21 protein-coding genes are annotated in these 17,437 nt (G+C 64.1%); 19 read left to right on the top strand and 2 right to left on the bottom strand.

Translation table 11 applies throughout. From position 1 onward, the window contains the following. Window positions 1-37: 37 nt before the first annotated feature. Complete coding sequence (gene gyrA, locus MY494_RS04395; RefSeq protein WP_256463428.1) at window positions 38-2,665, bottom strand: DNA gyrase subunit A; 2,628 nt, start codon at window positions 2,663-2,665, stop codon at window positions 38-40. Window positions 2,666-2,710: 45 nt separating this feature from the next. Here gyrA and MY494_RS04400 point away from each other — a divergent pair, with 45 nt between their 5' ends. From MY494_RS04400 to rsmD, 7 genes are all read left to right on the top strand, one after another. Next, window positions 2,711-3,853, top strand: a complete 1,143-nt coding sequence (locus MY494_RS04400) for a homocysteine biosynthesis protein (protein ID WP_247911518.1) — start codon at window positions 2,711-2,713, stop codon at window positions 3,851-3,853. A gap of 69 nt (window positions 3,854-3,922) precedes the next feature. After that, complete coding sequence (locus MY494_RS04405; RefSeq protein WP_247911519.1) at window positions 3,923-4,534, top strand: CAAD domain-containing protein; 612 nt, start codon at window positions 3,923-3,925, stop codon at window positions 4,532-4,534. Window positions 4,535-4,603: 69 nt separating this feature from the next. Then, on the top strand, window positions 4,604-5,767 hold the full coding sequence (locus tag MY494_RS04410; RefSeq protein ID WP_247911520.1) for a GuaB3 family IMP dehydrogenase-related protein: 1,164 nt from the start codon (window positions 4,604-4,606) through the stop codon (window positions 5,765-5,767). Between the two features lie 206 nt (window positions 5,768-5,973). Next, entirely contained in the window at window positions 5,974-6,297 is a 324-nt protein-coding gene (gene trxA, locus MY494_RS04415) for a thioredoxin (RefSeq protein ID WP_185188072.1), read from the top strand. Window positions 6,298-6,371: 74 nt separating this feature from the next. Next, window positions 6,372-7,430, top strand: coding sequence for a TIGR00730 family Rossman fold protein (locus MY494_RS04420; protein WP_247911521.1), 1,059 nt, complete (start codon window positions 6,372-6,374; stop codon window positions 7,428-7,430). Continuing rightward, entirely contained in the window at window positions 7,427-8,053 is a 627-nt protein-coding gene (gene hisH, locus MY494_RS04425) for an imidazole glycerol phosphate synthase subunit HisH (RefSeq protein ID WP_247911522.1), read from the top strand. The genes MY494_RS04420 and hisH overlap by 4 nt, the downstream gene beginning before the upstream one ends. Next, complete coding sequence (gene rsmD, locus MY494_RS04430) at window positions 8,050-8,598, top strand: 16S rRNA (guanine(966)-N(2))-methyltransferase RsmD (protein WP_247911523.1); 549 nt, start codon at window positions 8,050-8,052, stop codon at window positions 8,596-8,598. Before hisH ends, rsmD begins: the two co-directional genes overlap by 4 nt. 2 nt (window positions 8,599-8,600) lie before the next feature. On the opposite strand, the gene petG is transcribed toward rsmD, so the two are convergent. Beyond that, window positions 8,601-8,714: a cytochrome b6-f complex subunit V gene (petG, locus tag MY494_RS04435; protein WP_006041770.1), complete on the bottom strand. Its 114-nt coding sequence runs from the start codon at window positions 8,712-8,714 to the stop codon at window positions 8,601-8,603. A 74-nt stretch (window positions 8,715-8,788) separates the two neighbouring features. Between petG and MY494_RS04440 the strand changes: the two genes are divergently transcribed. From MY494_RS04440 to MY494_RS04495, 12 genes are all read left to right on the top strand, one after another. Further along, window positions 8,789-9,175 (top strand): cytochrome c, encoded by a 387-nt coding sequence (locus MY494_RS04440; RefSeq protein WP_247911524.1) that lies wholly within the window; start codon window positions 8,789-8,791, stop codon window positions 9,173-9,175. Next, the gene (locus MY494_RS04445; protein WP_247911525.1) at window positions 9,172-9,888 is read left to right on the top strand and encodes an RNA methyltransferase; all 717 of its coding nucleotides are present in this window, start codon (window positions 9,172-9,174) and stop codon (window positions 9,886-9,888) included. The genes MY494_RS04440 and MY494_RS04445 overlap by 4 nt, the downstream gene beginning before the upstream one ends. A gap of 28 nt (window positions 9,889-9,916) precedes the next feature. Beyond that, the gene (locus MY494_RS04450; RefSeq protein ID WP_247911526.1) at window positions 9,917-11,023 is read left to right on the top strand and encodes a serine hydrolase; all 1,107 of its coding nucleotides are present in this window, start codon (window positions 9,917-9,919) and stop codon (window positions 11,021-11,023) included. Between the two features lie 11 nt (window positions 11,024-11,034). Beyond that, entirely contained in the window at window positions 11,035-12,360 is a 1,326-nt protein-coding gene (locus MY494_RS04455; protein ID WP_247911527.1) for a DUF3370 domain-containing protein, read from the top strand. After that, window positions 12,357-13,445, top strand: coding sequence for a magnesium chelatase ATPase subunit I (gene bchI, locus MY494_RS04460; RefSeq protein WP_247911528.1), 1,089 nt, complete (start codon window positions 12,357-12,359; stop codon window positions 13,443-13,445). Before MY494_RS04455 ends, bchI begins: the two co-directional genes overlap by 4 nt. Window positions 13,446-13,451: 6 nt before the next feature. Further along, window positions 13,452-13,925, top strand: a complete 474-nt coding sequence (gene ruvC / locus MY494_RS04465; protein ID WP_247911529.1) for a crossover junction endodeoxyribonuclease RuvC — start codon at window positions 13,452-13,454, stop codon at window positions 13,923-13,925. Continuing rightward, a complete protein-coding gene (locus MY494_RS04470) occupies window positions 13,925-14,509 on the top strand; it encodes a 5-formyltetrahydrofolate cyclo-ligase (protein WP_247911530.1) in 585 nt (194 codons plus the stop codon). Before ruvC ends, MY494_RS04470 begins: the two co-directional genes overlap by 1 nt. A gap of 26 nt (window positions 14,510-14,535) precedes the next feature. After that, entirely contained in the window at window positions 14,536-14,745 is a 210-nt protein-coding gene (locus MY494_RS04475) for a hypothetical protein (RefSeq protein WP_247911531.1), read from the top strand. A 26-nt stretch (window positions 14,746-14,771) separates the two neighbouring features. Beyond that, the gene (locus MY494_RS04480) at window positions 14,772-15,224 is read left to right on the top strand and encodes a hypothetical protein (protein ID WP_247911532.1); all 453 of its coding nucleotides are present in this window, start codon (window positions 14,772-14,774) and stop codon (window positions 15,222-15,224) included. Further along, window positions 15,224-15,646: a SufE family protein gene (locus MY494_RS04485; RefSeq protein ID WP_247911533.1), complete on the top strand. Its 423-nt coding sequence runs from the start codon at window positions 15,224-15,226 to the stop codon at window positions 15,644-15,646. Before MY494_RS04480 ends, MY494_RS04485 begins: the two co-directional genes overlap by 1 nt. A gap of 49 nt (window positions 15,647-15,695) precedes the next feature. Then, window positions 15,696-17,006 carry a homoserine dehydrogenase gene (locus MY494_RS04490; RefSeq protein ID WP_247911534.1) on the top strand — a complete coding sequence of 437 codons (1,311 nt, stop codon included), beginning with the start codon at window positions 15,696-15,698 and terminating at the stop codon, window positions 17,004-17,006. Window positions 17,007-17,168: 162 nt separating this feature from the next. Further along, window positions 17,169-17,378, top strand: a complete 210-nt coding sequence (locus MY494_RS04495) for a hypothetical protein (protein ID WP_247911535.1) — start codon at window positions 17,169-17,171, stop codon at window positions 17,376-17,378. Window positions 17,379-17,437 lie beyond the last annotated feature (59 nt).

Raw genomic sequence — 17,437 nt, forward strand, 5'->3', positions numbered from 1 at the left:
ATCGACCTGGAAGGGAGGTGTCTCACCGAGCTAACGATCAGGCCTCTGCGCTTTCGGTCTCACCCGAAGCGCCCTCGCCTTCCTCCTCTTCCTCGAGTGCCGGGGGCACCAGGACCACCTCAGAAAGGCGATCGCCACTGTCGAGGCGTTGCAGCTTCACGCCGGTGGCCGCCCGCGACTGCTGCGGCACCGCATCGGCTTGCATCCGCACGATCACCCCACGCTCACTGACGAGCAGCAACTCCTCACCCGAGCCGAGCACCCTCAGGCCAACCAGAACGTCGCCGTCCCGGCGGAATTTCATCGCCCTCAGGCCCATGCCGGCCCGCTTCTGAAGGCGGAACTGATCCACAGGAACCCGCTTACCCAAGCCGCTGGCGGACGCGACCAGAACCCAGGGGCCGTCACTCGGAGCGACGTCCTCGGCTTCGTCGTCATCGGCACTGGCACTGCTGCCCTCAACGCGATCAGCGAGTTCCACAGGAAGCACATCCATGCTCACCAGCTCGTCGCCAGGACGAAGATTCATCGCCCGAACCCCGCGGGCGGTGCGGCCCAAAGGCCGGAGCTCGTCGTCACTGAGGCGGAAGTGGATGGTCATCCCGTTCCGGGAACCAATCAGCACGCTGTCGCCGGGCTGAGCCAGACGCACCCAGGTCAGGGCATCCCCCTCCTCCAGAGAAATGGCGATCAAGCCATTGGAGCGGATGTTGGCGAAGGCCGAGAGACGGGTGCGCTTGATGTAACCGCCACTGGTGAGCATCACCAGAACGGCATCTTCGGTGAACTCACTAACCGCGAGCAATGAGGTGATCTGCTCCTCACGGGGGATCGGAAGCAGCTGGACGATCGGCGTGCCCTTGGCAGCGCGGCTACACAGGGGAACCCGATAAGCGGGAACGGTATAGACCACGCCGCGGTCGGAGAACAGCAGCAGGGAATCGTGGTCGTTGCAGCTGATAAAGAGACGAACCGCCTCTTCAGCCTGGGCTTTGGTGCCGGCCTTACCGCGGGTGCCGCGGCTGGTGGCTTCGAACTCGCTGACTGGCATCCGCTTGAGGTAGCCGTTTTCGGTCAGGAGAACGACCGAGCGCTCATTGGCGATCAGATCGATGTCTTCGAGGCCGCCTTCGACATCGAGGATTTCGGTGCGACGCGGGGAGTCATAGCGGGAGCGAATCACTCCCAGCTCCTCAGTGATCAGGCTGTAAACCCGCTCTTTGCGGGCCAGGATGTCCTTGTAGTCAGTGATCTTGGCGAGCAGATCCTCGTGCTCGAGGCGAATCTTGTCGGCCTCGAGCGCAGTGAGACGCCGCAACTGCATCTGCAGGATGGCGTCGGCCTGAATCTCACTCAGCCCAAACTGCTCAACCAGCTCCGATCGCGCGGTGGCGCTATCGGCTGCACCACGAATCAGGGCAATGATCGCGTCGAGGTTGTCGAGCGCAATCAGGAGGCCAAGAAGGATGTGGTCGCGCTCTTCGGCCTTGCGGAGCAGATAACGCGTCCGGCGCTCAATCGTCTCGACCCGGAACTCGAGGAAGACCTCGAGCATCTTGCGAAGCGTGAGCAGGATGGGCTCCCCCTTCACCAGCGCCAGCATGTAGGCGCTGAAGTTGCTCTGGAGCGGCGTCAGCTTGAACAGGTTGTTCAGGACAACCTGGGGATAGGCATCGCGACGCAATTCGATAACGATCCGCATCCCGTCGCGATCGGATTCGTCACGGATATCGGAAATGCCTTCGAGCTTCTTGTCATTCACCAGCTCAGCGATGCGCTCAATCAGCGCCGCTTTATTGGTCTGGTAAGGCAGCTCGGTGATGATCACGGCGTCGCGATCAGGACGCCCCTTGGCCTCGATCGTCTCGATGGCCGCCACGCCGCGCATGGTGACGGAGCCTCGGCCCGTTTCGTACATCTCACGGATCCCCCGCCGGCCAAGGATCTGTCCGCCGGTTGGGAAGTCCGGCCCGGTGATGATGGAGGTCAGCTCACGGTCGGTGACCTCAGGGTTGGCGATTAAGGCCAACAAACCGTCAATCAGCTCGGTGAGGTTGTGGGGGGGAATGTTGGTGGCCATGCCCACCGCGATTCCCGTCGATCCATTCAGCAGCAACTGGGGGATGCGCGCAGGCATCACCGTTGGTTCTTGCTGCGACCCGTCGAAGTTATCGATGAAATCGACGGTCTCGCTCTCGATGTCCTCAAGCAAGCTGTCGGTCGTGAGGGCCCTGAGCCGCGATTCGGTGTATCGCATGGCGGCCGGCGGATCGTTATCCACCGAACCGAAGTTGCCGTGACCATCGATCAACGGCATGCGCATGGAGAAGTCCTGCGCCATGCGCACCAGCGCGTCGTAGACGGCGGTATCGCCGTGCGGGTGGTACTTACCCAGCACCTCACCCACCACACGGGCGCACTTTCTGTAGGGCCGATCGCTGGTCAGGCCCAGTTCGTACATCGCGTACAGGATCCGCCGATGCACGGGTTTCAAACCGTCGCGGGCATCGGGCAAAGCCCGTCCCACGATCACACTCATCGCGTACTCCAAGTAGGAGCGCGACATCTCGTTGCGAAGGTCGGCCTGAATCACCCGACCGTCGGATCCGCCTGGTCCTTCTCCGTCCCCCGCGGGCAATTCACGGGGTTCGGTTGGATCCGCCATTCGAGACAGCTTTGATTAGAACGCATTTTATCGGTACTTGTGCCTGTGTCTTCCTCCCCTGGGAACCTCCCCAATCGGAGCGAGACCGAACTGCAGCAATGGCAGCGCGAAGGACGACTCAAGGTCCGCAGCGCTACAGGCTTCCGTGACCTTGCTGAGGAGCGGGGGCTGGAGACGGCCTACCGGAAGACCCATGTCGTCGTCGCCAGCGATGCCGAACTGACGCAGCAGGCCACCTTAGTGCTGCATCTGGGTCCAAGCGACCCACCCATCCGTGTTCGCCAATTCCGTTTTGGCCCAGCAGAAGGCCATGGCGGCCATGGCAATACCGAACTCGTGATTCCGATGGGGGCGGGTGGCGCAGCACTGCTCAGCGCACTCCTCGACGGTCAACGCCTCCCCCTTTCCATCGGCGGAACCCCCAGTCAGCAGCAACCCAAGGTCGAACTGGAGACCGAACTGGGACTCGAAGACATCCCATGCGGCCGCCTGCTCCTGCATCGCGGGATCAGCGAAAACGGCGTGGTGGCCGTCAGCAGCCGAGAAGGGCTGACCCCAACCCCTTGGGGACCGGTCCTGGGACCATGGACCAGCGCGCTCTACAGCTGCCGCGGCCCTGGAAGCATTGGTTTGAGCATGCCGGGCCTGGATGGCCTCGGAGCGGGATCTCCCGTCCTGGTAGGCGGAACCATCGGCTGGGTCAGCGGACCGGGAAGCGGTCACAACCCTGGCGCCAAACGCAGCCGCAACGGTCATGCCCTGGGCCCCGGGGCCTGTTGCGCCCTGCAAGTGGACCTCCATGGACTGCAGCCCTCAGGGATCCGTGCCACCCGCCTTCCCGATGGCAGCAGCGGGCTGCTTGTAGCCATCGCCGCTCCTATCCCTCTGTTGAACCTCAGCACCGCTCAGCGTCTGACGGCTACGGCCGAGGAACTGTCCGCACCGCTCCTGGACTACGGGGTCCCGAGGCGGGTTCGGCCCTGTCCGGCCAGCGCAACCTATGGGGAATTGCTCAACGGCTCCATCCGTCTCGGTGAGAGGCACCTCTCTGCCGCACCGGCCCATAGCCCCAGGCTGGCGGCGGAGGCGGGAGCCCAACTCGAGCAGATGCTTCTCAGCGGCGCATTCCCGCTGCGCCTGCCCCTTGCCCCACTGCCCAGCGAGCGGGCTGTACGGGCACTGAACTAACCACGCCCAAACCGACAACGTTCAAGAACGGCCGTATGCTCCCGGCTTCATCGATCCAGAACCGAAACCATGGCTGATGCTCCTGCCCCGCAGCCGGACGCCGAGCAGCAACCTGGACTCGAGGCTTTGGAGACCAACGCTGCGGAAAGCACCGTCACTGCGCCGATCGAGACCGCGGCTGACGCTGAACCCACAGAAGCGGCTGACGTTGCACCTGAAGTCACTGAAGTCGCCGAGACGGCCGCTGCACCGGAACCGGAGCCGGAGCCTGCGCCCGAACCAGAACCGGTCAATGCCTTGGCCCCTCAGGTGGCCAGCACCACCGATGTACCGGCCAGCACTGCAGCAGCGCCCCCCGAAGGCGAGGGCGGCGAATGGGAGTTGCTGGTCCAGAAGGTCAAACAGTGGATCGCCAGCGGCCAACTTCAGCAGCAGTGGGAAACGGCTCGCACCCCAATCACCCTGCTGGCTGGCCTGATCGCAGTCCTGCTGGTTCTGCGGATTTACAGCTCACTGCTCGGCGTGCTGGAAAGCCTGCCTCTACTCCCTGGACTGTTGGAGCTGGTGGGGGTGATCAGCGTGGTCCGTTTCAGCCTCACTCGCCTGGTGAAAAGCGACGACCGCCATGAGGTGATCGATGGTCTGAAGCAGCGCTGGAGCAACTTCCGGGGCAATCGGTAGCAGATGGGCTGAGGCCAGAAGCCGTCAGGTCGGTTGATAGCTTGGCTTGATTGCTTCAAAAGGTCTCAGGTGGACATTCAGCTCGGCCGTTCCCGTAATGTGCGCCGCGCCTACGGCATCGATGAAATCGCCTTGGTGCCTGGCGGTCGCACGGTCGATCCGGCCGTCACCGACAGCAGCTGGACCCTGGGCGGCATCACCCGCGAGATCCCAATCATCGCCAGCGCCATGGACGGTGTGGTGGATGTGGGCATGTGCGTTGAGCTGGCCAAGCAAGGCGCCCTCGGCGTGCTGAATCTGGAGGGCGTCCAGTGCCGCTACGACGACCCCAACCCGGCCCTCGATCGCATCGCTTCGGTGGGCAAAGAAGAGTTCGTGCCCCTCATGCAGGAGCTCTACAGCCAACCCGTGCGGGAAGACCTCATCCGCAAGCGGATCGGTGAAATCAAAGAGCGCGGCGGCATTGCAGCGGTGAGCGGCACCCCCGTTGCCGCCCTGAAGTTCGGCAAGGCCATCGCCGAGGCCGGCGCAGATCTGTTCTTTGTGCAGGCCACCGTGGTCAGCACCGAACACATCGGCCCTGCAGGCCAAGAGAGCCTGGACCTTGAGGCCCTCTGCCGTGATTTCGGTGTTCCCGTGATCATCGGCAACTGCGTCACCTATGACGTCGCCTTGAAACTGATGCGCGCCGGCGCCGCTGGGGTGATGGTGGGCATCGGCCCTGGCGCCGCTTGCACCTCCCGCGGCGTGCTGGGCATCGGCATTCCTCAGGCCACCTCCGTTGCCGACTGCGCTGCAGCCCGCGATGACTACATGAAGGAAAGCGGCCGCTACGTCCCGATCGTTGCCGATGGCGGCATCGTCACTGGCGGTGACATCTGCAAGTGCCTGGCCTGCGGCGCCGATGCCGTGATGATCGGATCACCGATTGCCCGCTCTGCCGAAGCTCCGGGTCGCGGCTTCCACTGGGGCATGGCCACGCCCAGTCCCGTCCTGCCCCGCGGCACCCGCATCAAGGTGGGCACCACCGGCAGCCTGGAGAAAATCCTGCGCGGACCAGCCTCCCTCGACGACGGCACTCAGAACCTGCTGGGCTGCATCAAGACCTCAATGGGAACCCTCGGCGCTCGCACCCTCAAGGAAATGCAGCAGGTGGAGGTCGTCGTCGCCCCGTCCCTGCTGACCGAGGGCAAGGTTTATCAGAAGGCCCAGCAATTGGGCATGGGCAAGTAAGCGATCGCGGTAGCCTCCGGAGTGTGTGGGTCCAAAGCCCTCACACTCCTCACACCCCCCGGCTCGGCGCGTCCGAGCTTTCACTCTTTGCCAGGGCTCGGCGGCTCAAGCCGCCAGCACTACGCCACCCAGTTACGAGTTCCTCCAGGCCTCTGCCGAAGCCCAAAACTCGTTGCTAAATTCCGAAAACACTGATCCCTGAACGGATGTCCAGCGCCGCAGCCGTCACCGACGCTTCCTTCGAGCAAGACGTGCTCAAGAGCGATGTACCCGTTCTTGTGGATTTCTGGGCTCCCTGGTGCGGCCCCTGCCGCATGGTCGCGCCCATCGTTGATGAGATTTCGAAAGAGTTCGAAGGCAAGATCAAGGTCTTCAAGCTCAACACCGACGAAAACCCCAACGTCGCCAGCCAGTACGGCATCCGCAGCATCCCCACCCTGATGGTCTTCAAGGACGGCCAGAAGGTGGACACCGTTGTGGGCGCTGTGCCCAAGACCACCCTGTCCGGCACCATCTCCAAGTACCTCTGAGCGTCAGCGGCACAGCCGAAGACCTCAGCTCAAGCCCGGCCAATGGCCGGGCTTTTCTGTCCTGATCCCAAACGATGGCCATCGAGAGAAGTCCTCTGGATGCGTTGGCCGATGCCCTGGACGGACATCCGCAACGCCGCTCGATCGAGCGCAGTGTCGTACGGCTGCTGGAGATCGCACGCAACAGCAGCGATGCCGATGAATGGCGGCTGATCACAGGAGCACTGGCGGACATCCGCGACGGCTTCAACGTCTTTGCCCCCCATCGCCAGACCCGCAAGGTGACGGTGTTTGGTTCTGCACGAACCACGTCAGAAGAGGCTCCCTACCCGCTGGCCGAAGAGCTTGCGCGCGAGGCGGCACGATGCGGCTTCGAAATCATGACTGGAGCTGGCGGCGGCGTGATGGAGGCCGCCAACCGAGGAGCCGGTTGCGAAAACAGCATCGGCCTCAATGTCGATCTGCCGTTTGAGCAGCACGCCAATCGCTACGTCAACGCCTGCGACGGGCGCCTGCTGCACTTCCGCTACTTCTTCACTCGCAAACTCTTCTTCCTGCGAGAGAGCGATGCCTTGGTGGTCATGCCCGGCGGGTTTGGGACCTTTGATGAGCTGTTCGAATCGCTCACACTGATCCAGACCGGACGCACACCTCCAATCCCCGTGGTCCTTCTGGCTCCAGAGGGAGATGACTTCTGGAGCGATTGGCTCGCGACCATCGACAACACCCTGCTGGGGCGTGCCTTGATCTCCGCAGAGGACACCTCCCTGCTCAAACAAGCCAGCAGTGCCGCTGAGGCCTTAGGGCACATCAGCCACTTCTACCGGGTCTTCCACACCGCTCAGTTTGCGGAAGAGCAGATGGAGTTATTGATGCACTCCCCCCTGCCTGCCGAAACGGTGGCTGAGCTCAACCAACGTTTTGACGCCCTGGTGGATGAGGGCAGCATCAGCCAAGGCGAGAGCTGTGACCATCACGGCATCCTGCGGCCCTGCCTGCGCTTTCACCTGGATCGCCGCAGGGTGGGACTGCTTTACCAATTGATCGATGTCCTGAATGGCCTACCCATCGAGGTTCCTCCCTCGATCGAGCAACCTGGACAACGTGTCTGCTCCCTACCGCCCACCCCATGACGCGCATCGGCCTAATCGACTACGGGATGGGCAACCTGCATTCAGTGCAGCGGGCCTTTGAACGGTTGGGGTGTGAGGTGCGGATCCTGCAGCAGGCCGAGGCCATGGAGGACTGCCAAGCGCTGGTGCTGCCCGGTGTTGGGGCCTTTGACCCGGCCATGGAGCGTCTGAACGCCTCTGGCCTGGTGCCAGCGATCAAAGCCTGGTGCAACGCGGGGCGCCCATTGCTGGGCATCTGCCTGGGCTTGCAACTGCTCTTTGAAAGCAGTGATGAAGGATCCGCCGCTGGACTGGGACTGCTGGCTGGGCATATTGCGGCGCTTCCCAAGGTCCCAGGGCATCCGATTCCCCACATGGGCTGGGAAGCGCTCATTCCTGGAACTCCGTCACCGTTACTGCCAGAGGGATCTGAGGAGAGCTGGGTGTACTTCGTCCACTCCTTTGCCGCTCAACCCAGGGATCCCAGCTGCGTCACCGCCTCGGTGTCGTTTGCGGAGCAGCCCGTCACCGCAGCCGTCTGGCAAGGCAGCGTCGGAGCCTGCCAATTTCACCCTGAAAAATCCTCGGAAGCTGGAGAGCAACTGCTTCGGCGCTGGCTGAGCTGGGTCGAGGGGCAAGCATGAGCCTGCGGCTCAGCGGGGGTCGCAAACTGCTTAGTCCTCCTGGAGAGATCGCCCGCCCAACCGCCTCTCGGGTGCGTCTGGCGGTCATGAACATGCTGGCGGCAGAACTGCCCGGGGCCCACTGGCTTGATCTCTTCTGCGGCAGTGGGGTAATGGGCTGCGAAGCCCTACTGCGTGGCGCGGCTCAGGTGGTGGCCGTGGAGCAGGACCGGCGCATCGGCGCCATCGCCCAAAGCAATCTGGAGACGGTGGCCGCCAGCCTTCAGCCGCACCCCTCCTTCCGCGTTGTCCAACAGGAGGCGATCCGCTGGCTGAGCTCGCCCCACGGCGAGGGCTTTGATCTGGTCTACGCGGATCCTCCCTATGCCGCTGGCCTCTATGGGTCGCTGCTCGAGGCGCTCGCCGCAGGGGATTGGCTCAGGCCCCAAGCCCTCGTGCTGCTGGAGCATGCAACAAAAAACCCGCCGGAGATTCCAGCGGGTTGGGAATTGGAGAAGCAAAAGCGCTACGGAAGCTGCAGCCTCGTGATGCTCTCGCGCTGTTGAGATCAGCCGCCCAGGGCGCTACCACGGCGGTACTGGTTCCAGGCCGCCACAAACAGGCCAAGCAAAGTCACGGGAATCAGACCGAGCACGATGCCGCAGAGCAGGGGTTCGATCATGGAAGGAGCAGCCAGCTTTGGTTGCACAATTCTCCCACGCCCATGGCTGGGTTCGTGATCGATCTGCATCAACCGTGACTGCACAGCCCCCCTCCCCCGCGCAACAACCCCAGCGGGGCCTGATCTCGGCGCTCGTGCTCCTGACATCGATCTGCGTCACGATCGTGATGCTGGTCGTCGTCATCCCTGCCGCTCGCAGCGATCCCTACACCCGGACCACCCTGCAGCTGAGCGGCTCCGCCGAGCACGGGGAACAGCTGTTCCTGTTGAACTGCGCCGGCTGTCATGGCATTGCCGCCCAAGGGTTGGTGGGGCCCAACCTCCACAAGGTGGACAACCGCAAGAACAATCGCCAGTTGATTCAACAGGTGGTCAGCGGACGCACCCCGCCCATGCCGCGCTTCCAACCGGAACCTCAGGCCATGGCTGATCTCTTGGCCTACCTCCACAGCCTCTCGTGAGACTCGCGGTGGTGCTGGTGGAGCCCGCCGGCCCCCTGAATGTGGGCAGCGTGGCCAGGCTCTGCGCGAACTTCGCAGTGGACGAACTCCGCCTCGTGGCACCCCGCTGCGATCACCTCGGGGACGAGGCCCGGCTCATGGCCGTGCACGGGGAAGCGCTGCTCGAGCAAGCGCAACTCTTTCCAAACCTGGAGGCCGCCCTGGCCGATTGCAGGCGCGTGGTGGCCACCAGCGGTCGGATCGAGGAGGAAGCCTTACCGCTCAACGGTCCTGAGGAAGCCCTCTCCTGGTTGCAGGGGGGCACCTCAGCAGGAGCCCCAGCGGCCCTGGTGTTCGGCCGAGAAGACCGCGGACTGAGCAATGGAGAACTACTCCAGGCTGGACGAATCCTGCGGCTGGACACCAGCGAGGCCTACGCCTCAATGAACCTGTCCCATGCCGTCTCGGTCTGCCTGCATGAACTGCGGCGCTGCACCCGGCCCAAGGCGGAGCACCAGCCTGAACCCTGCCAGCGGGAGCAGCTGGAGGCCGCGCTGGCGGATGCTGAGCAACTCCTGCTGGAGGTGGGCTTTCTCTATCCCCATACCGCCCAGGCGCGGATGGGCAAAGTGCGGGCCCTGCTCCAACGGGCCGAGATCCGCGATGAGGAAGTCGCCCTGCTGCGAGGAATGGTGCGTCAGCTGCGCTGGGCATCACAGCGAGACTGCCCCTAACGTCTGAGCCCAAGCTTCGATCGCTTCCGTGGGCGCAGGTCGGTCACAACGTTCAAACCGCTCCAGCTGGGGGGCACCGGTCCGATTGGTGCTGCGGCTGCTGGTCATGGGACTGGGGCTTGGGGTCATTGCTGGAACCGGCCTGAAGTTGCTCGCCCCAAAACTGGGGCAAGGGGCCGCCCAAGCCGCCAAACCCCAATCGCTTCTGGCGCCCCCCGGACGGCCGCTCCCCCGCGGCCTGGATCTGGGCCGCTTCGAGCCACGGCTGGAGCTCACCGCCCTGAGCAAACGCTGGGCCCAACTCGCCGCTCGCTACAAGGATCTGACCGTCAGCGGCTATCTGCTGGTGCTCGATGACGGCCGCTTTGCGGAACTAGCCCCCCAACGCCCCTTACCTGCCGCCAGCTCGATCAAGACACCGATCTTGCTGGTGGGCCTGGAGGATCTCGATGCCGGAAAGCTGCGCTGGAACGAACGCCTGGCGATGACCAAGGAGGTCGTTGGTGGGGGAGCGGGCTGGATGGCCAACAAGCCCGTCGGGACCACTTTCCCCTTCTGGGAAGCGGCCAACGAGATGATTCGGGTCAGCGACAACACCGCCACCAACCTCCTGATCAAACGGGTGGGCGGCAAAACGGTCCTCAACGCTCGATTCCAAGCCTTGGGTCTCACCAGCACCGCGGTGAACAACTGGCTGCCGGATCTGGACGGCACCAACACCACCAGCGCCTACGACCTCGCCCGCTCCATCGCCCTGGTCGATACGGGCGAGAAGCTGAGCCCACGGGCCCGCGATCTCTTCCGGGAGGTCATGGGCCGATCCCGCACCAACACCCTCCTGCCCCTCGGCATGTTGATGGGTCTAGGCGGTGATTCGGCGAACCCCGACAGCGAACTGATGGCCCACGGGGTGACCGTCTACAACAAAACGGGAGATATCGGCATTGCCTACGCCGATGCCGGCCTGATCGAATTGCCCGACGGCAAACGGGCCGTGGCGGCCTTCATGGTCAAGGGACCCTTCAACGATCCGCGCTCCACGAACTTGATCCGGGCCATGGCTGGCGAGATCGCGAAGAGCCTGGTGCGCAAACCCGCCCCCGCTCCCGCAAAGCCCAAGAAACCCACCGCCTAGGGACTCCGTCGATGCTTCCTGTCCTCCTGGCTTCAAGCCCCGCCGCCGCGCCCGTCCTGCGCCCGCAACAGGTCCGTCCTCTGCCGGGAAGCCTCGATGGGGTGTTGATGCTCAACGACAACAACCCCGAGTTGATCAGCGGACCGGGGATCCTGCTCTCCACCTTTGCGGGAGCCGGCCAGCTGGACCTGCCGCTCAGCGGTCGCTTCGATCTGTTTAGCCACCACGTTTACGCCGGTACCCCGGAGAAACAGGACTCGACCATCTGGTTAGCGGTTGTGGCCCAACCCCGGGGTGATCAACCGGTCCAGCTCACGCTCTTGAGCGGCTCAACCGCCCTCTCCCAGGCCACCGACGACCGCGAACCCCAGGCGCCTTTCCTTCCGCTACCCGAGCGGATGCGCCAAGACGGCTCCACCTACGCCGGACCTGGAAGTCGGGTCGCCACAGAACTGCTGCTGCGCCAACGCAACCCTCGCTTACCCAAACGCTGGGAGTTACGTCCCGGCGCACCCACCACCCTGCTGCTGCTGCCGATTCCGGTGCAGGGACTGGATCCCTTACTCAATGGCCGCAATCTGCAGCTCCGGCTGCAGGCCAGCGGAGCCATCAGCGTGGCCACCCTGGCCGCCTTTGGAGAGGGGGAAAAGCCTCCAAGCAAGGCCGCTCTGCAACAGCTCCTGGCCTCCGGCGTCCTGAGCCCCAAGGAGCACAAACCCACCCCGCGGGGCGCCCGAGGGCGCATGGTCTATTCCCGTGTCAGCGGCGTGCAAGTCGGCAGCACCTGGAGCGCCGTGATCACGGATCCTGGCCAACCTTGCCTCTCGAGTGCATCAGCTCCCATCTCCTGGCCGATTGCCTCACTGGAGCGCGGCACGCTGGGGACCGCTCAGGTGCAGACCGCAGAACTCAAGGCCCACTACCCCGGTACCGCCTGGGCGGCCCATGGGAACTACGGCGTGGCCTACGACATCCGCATCCCGCTCTGCAACCGCTCCAAAAGCAGCACTGAACTCGCCGTCGCTCTGGAGTCACCGCTAAAAACCGACAAAGCCATCGGGGGACTGCGCTTCAACAGCACCCCGTCGCGCTCCGTGATGTTTCGAGGCACGGTCGAACTCAGCGGACTCGACGGTGAATCCAGCCGCCAGAGCTTTCATCTGGTCCAACGGGCCGGTCAGCAAGGACCTGAACTCGGCCGCATCAACGTGCCTGCAGGGGGCCGCCGGGATCTGCGCGTGCGCCTGATCTACCCCGCCGATGCCACACCGCCCCAGGTCCTCAGCCTGCTGCCTGTGAAACAATCGCCAGCACCGCCAGACAGCCTCCAGCCGTGACGCAAGCCCGCAAGCGCAGGGTCTTTCCCTTCACCGCCATCGTGGGTCAGGAGGAGATGAAGCTGGCCCTGCTGTTGAACGTGATCGATCCCCGCATTGGCGGCGTGATGATCATGGGAGACCGCGGCACCGGCAAGAGCACCACGATTCGTGCCTTGGCTGATCTCCTGCCCGAGATCGACGTGGTGGCCGGCGACCCCTACAACAGTTCCGAGAGCGACCCCGATCTGCAGAGCAGCGAGGTGCGTCAGCGGGCCGAGCAGGGTGAGCAACTCCCCACCGAGAAGCGCCAGGTGCCGATGGTGGACCTGCCCCTGGGGGCCACCGAAGACCGCCTCTGCGGAACCATCGATATCGAGAAGGCCCTCAGCGAGGGTGTCCGCGCCTTTGAGCCCGGCCTGCTGGCCAAGGCCAACCGGGGCCTGCTCTACGTCGATGAGGTGAACCTGCTGGACGACCACCTCGTCGACGTGCTGCTCGACTCGGCTGCCTCCGGGTGGAACACCGTGGAACGCGAAGGCGTCAGCGTCCGCCACCCCGCCCGCTTCGTGCTGATCGGCTCGGGGAACCCCGAGGAAGGCGAACTGCGTCCCCAATTGCTCGACCGTTTCGGCATGAGCGTCGAGGTGCGGACCGTCCGCGACCCCGAACTGCGGGTACAGGTGGTGGACCAGCGCACCGCCTTTGACAACGACCCCGACGGCTTCAACACCGCCGTCCAAGGCACCCAAGACGGCCTGCAGGCCCGGGTGGTCGAGGCCCAGAACCGCCTGCCCCATGTTCAGATCGACGACGACCTGCGGGTGCGCATCTCCGCGATCTGCGGCGAGCTGGATGTCGATGGCCTGCGGGGCGACATCGTGACCAATCGGGCCGCCCGGGCCCTGGCCGCCTTCGAAGGCCGCACCGAGGTCACCGAAGACGACGTGGCACGCGTGGCCGCCTGCTGCCTGCGTCACCGCCTGCGCAAGGACCCCCTCGAGCAGATCGACTCGGGCGATCGTGTGGTCAAGGTCTTTTGCAAGGTGTTTGAGCGTCCAGAAAGCGGCGACAAGGCCGCCTTCGAATTGGCCCTCGCCGCCTAAAAGCCGTTGCGGATCCTCGGCATCGATCCCGGCCTCGCTCGCGTGGGCTATGGCGTGATTGATGTCGAGGAGGGTCCCGGCGGGGCTCAAACCATGCTTGATTGCGGCATCATCCGCACCGACCCCGGCCGCAGCGATGGCGAGCGGATGGTCGAGATCGCCAAGGACCTACGGGTCCTGATCCGCACCTGGAGGCCTCAGCTAGCGGCTGTCGAGAAGTTTTTCTTCTACCGCTCCAGCACCACCATCTCGGTGGTTCAAGCCCGGGGGGTCCTGATGATGACCTTGGCGCGCTTTGCCATCCCGGTGGTGGAGTTCCCGCCCATGCAGATCAAGCTGGCCTTAGCCGGCCATGGCCATGCCGATAAGGACGATGTGCTCGACGCGGTGATGAGGGAGCTCAACCTCGACACCCCGCCGCGGCCCGATGACGCCGCGGATGCCCTGGCGGTTGCGCTCACCGGCTGGTTCCAGCGCTGATGGATGGACAAAAAGCACAACTGCGCCAGGCGTTCAAGCAGCGCCGGCTGACGCTTCACGCAGCCTGCGCCCCAAGCCTTCGTGCCCAGGCGATCCAAGGGCTCCCCGGCCTGCTGCCTCCAGACCGCGCCCTCGGGCTCTACTGGCCCTTGAGCGGGGAAGTGGATCTGCGCTGTCTCGCCAAGCTGCCCGTCCTGGCGGGCCGGATTGCATTGCCCTGCATCGCCGGAGGGCGGTTGACCTATCGCCACTGGAGCCCTGGCGATCCCACCTCACCCGACGAGACGGGTATTCCCGCACCCACCTCTGCTGCGGCCAACCTCGAGGCCAGACAGATCGGTCTCCTACTCGCCCCAGCCCTGGCCTTCGATCAAGCGGGGGTCCGCCTGGGCTATGGCGGCGGCTGGTTCGATCGACTCCGGCAAACGCCCCCTTGGGACCAGGTGCCAGCGCTGGCCGTCGTTCCAAGCGGATGTCTGGTGGAGCAACTACCCGCAGACCCCTGGGATGTGCCCTTCCCCGGCTGGTTGGATGAGCAGGGTGTGCACTGGCGGCCTGAGTTGCAACCTGTTGAGCAACCTTGAAGCCAGGGCGCAGCGACGCACTGAATTTGGCAGGATCGATTCAGTTCACGGCGGAACCAGTGGATTTCACAGGCAACGACGCAATCCCCTCCGCCATCAATGCTGGTCGTCCATCCGCGGCGGCGGAGCTGAAGGGGCGCAATGAGAGCAGCAACGCCCTCTCGATGATGGTGAGCTCCATGGTGCACATGGTTCAAGCCGGCCAAACCAAGACAGACGGCCACTGGTCCGCTTAAGTCCTGAGCAGCAGCCCTGATTGCAGATGCGACCCACCTTCGTTCTCTGCGCCTTCACTCCCGTCCTGATCTGGGCAACAGCCCATTCGGCCAAGGCCCATGGGATTGAGAGCAGCATCAGCCAGCTCGAGAGCCTCAATAGACAACTGGTGCTCCAAAGCCAGTTCTCCACTGGAGAGCCGACCAGCGATGCCGTCGTGCGCCTGATTGCCCCGGATGGCAGCCAGCACGACCTGGGTCGGACCGATGCAGCAGGGCGACTGAGCTTCGCCCTGCCCATGGGCAGCCAAGGCGCCTGGGAACTGCAGGTGGATGGCGGCCCAGGCCACCGCGACTACCTCGAGATGCCGGTTCAGGCCGGTCAAGTCCAGGTCGATCAAATCAGCACTGGTCCCCAGACACGACCTCTGCTGTGGCTCAGTGCCTTCGGTGCAACTGCCATGCTGCTTGGACTTCAGCGCACTCGACGCAACCGTTAATGGCCACCGGCAGCCAGAAGCTCGACCAAATCGTGGACCGCCTCAAAGGGACCGCTGATCCCAAACGGCGCTACGAGTACGTGCTCTGGCTCGCCAAGAAGTTGGAGCCCCTGCCGGAGGAATTCCGCAACGACGTCTTCAAGGTCAAGGGCTGCGTCTCTCAGGTCTACGTCGTGGGGCAGCTGGTGGACGGAAAACTCCATTGGCAGGGTGACTCTGACGCCGCCATTACCAAAGGACTACTGGCCCTCTTAATCGAGGGCACCGAGGGCCTCGATCCCGCCGCCCTGGCTGGCATTGATCCGGCCTTCTTGAGTGAGACCGGCCTGCAGGCAAGCCTGACCCCGTCTCGGGCCAATGGCTTTCTCAACATCTTCAAGATGATGCAAGCCCAAGCCAGCGCCCTCAACCCCGCGGCTTAAAAGCGGGAAGGCCAATTTCTAGGATCATTCCTTTCAGATCGGCGTCAGGATGACCATCGGCATCGGCTTGCTCGGGCTCGGCACTGTGGGAGCAGGCGTTGCGGAAATCCTGCAGACCCCAGACGGTCGCCACCCGCTCGTGGCAGATCTGGAGCTCAAACGCGTGGCCGTGCGGGATCTCAACCGCCCTCGGCCGATTGAACTGCCCGGCGAGATTCTCTGCACCGATCCCCAAGCGGTCGTTCAGGACCCCGCGGTGGACATCGTCGTGGAAGTCATGGGTGGCCTCGAGCCCGCCCGCAGCTTGATTCTGGCGGCGATTGCGGCAGGAAAGCCAGTCGTCACGGCCAACAAGGCCGTGATCGCCCGCCACGGCGAAGAGATTGCTGCTGCCGCCGCCGACAAAGGCGTCTATGTCCTGATCGAAGCCGCCGTTGGCGGCGGAATCCCGATCATCGAGCCCCTCAAGCAATCCCTGGGCGGCAACCGGATCCAACGGGTGAGCGGGATCATCAACGGCACCACCAACTACATCCTCAGCCGGATGGCGGATGAGGGCGCGGCCTATGCCGAGGTGCTCGCCGATGCCCAACGGCTGGGCTATGCCGAAGCCGATCCCGCCGCCGATGTGGGCGGTGGTGATGCCGCCGACAAGATCGCCATCCTCTCGGGCCTGGCCTATGGAGGCCCGATCGAGCGCGCCGCGATTCCGACCGAAGGCATCGATCGTCTGGATGGCTGCGATGTGAACTACGCCGACCAACTGGGCTATGTCGTGAAGCTCGTGGCCCAAGCGAAAAATCTGGGCACCGCCAGCGATGGCACCGTGCAACTGGATGTGCGGGTCAGCCCCACCCTTCTGCCCAAGGATCACCCCTTGGCCGGTGTCCACGGCGTGAACAACGCGATCCTGGTGGAAGGCGACCCCGTCGGCCGGGTGATGTTCTACGGCCCAGGAGCAGGGTCCGGCCCCACCGCTTCCGCTGTGGTGGCTGACATCTTGAACATCGCCGGCATCCGGGCTGCCACCGGTAACAACGGCGGACTCGACCCCCTGCTGGCGGCCAGCCGCTGGCGGAACTGCGCCTTGGTGGATGCCGGTGAAACCCTGCAGCGGCACTACGTGCGTCTGCAAACCGGTGATGAAGCAGGCGTGATTGGGCGGATTGGAAGCTGCTTTGGCGACCAGGGCGTCTCCATCCGCTCCATCGTCCAATTCGAAACCTCCGGAGAGGCCACCGACGCCGAAATCGTGGTGATCACCCATGAGGTGAAGCAACAGCATTTTGCCAATGCCCTGGCGGCAATCAAGGCGCTTCCCGAGGTGAAGGCCGTCGCCGCCTGCCTGCCGACGTTGTAGTGGCAGCGGACCGGGCACCTGGGCCAGAGTCTTGGGATCGGTTGATGCCGTTCCCCTGACCCAACCGCAGTTTTGTAGCTCTTCAAACGTTTTGAGGGCAAACGACGCGGAATCCTGGGCGGGTCAGCTGGTTTGAGCCTCGGCCTCACTATTGCGTTGGCCATGACCTCAGTAAGCCCCTCTCGCCACGTCCATCAGGGCGATTGCGTCACCCTGTTCAGTGATTCCCACACCTATCAAGTGGTGGGAATCGATGACAGCCATGACCGCTGCTGGGTGCGGCGTTGGCCCCTGGCCCGCCACGGCTGCCCGGTCTTTGAAATTTCTCTGCAACAGCTCGCGGGCCGCCAAGCGCTCAGCCCCGCAAATTGAAGTCTTGGGGCTTGAATGGGGTCGCTTAGCCCAAGCGCCCCATCACTCGCCTTCCTGCT

This window comes from Synechococcus sp. A10-1-5-1, assembly GCF_023115425.1.
Lineage (GTDB): Bacteria > Cyanobacteriota > Cyanobacteriia > PCC-6307 > Cyanobiaceae > Vulcanococcus.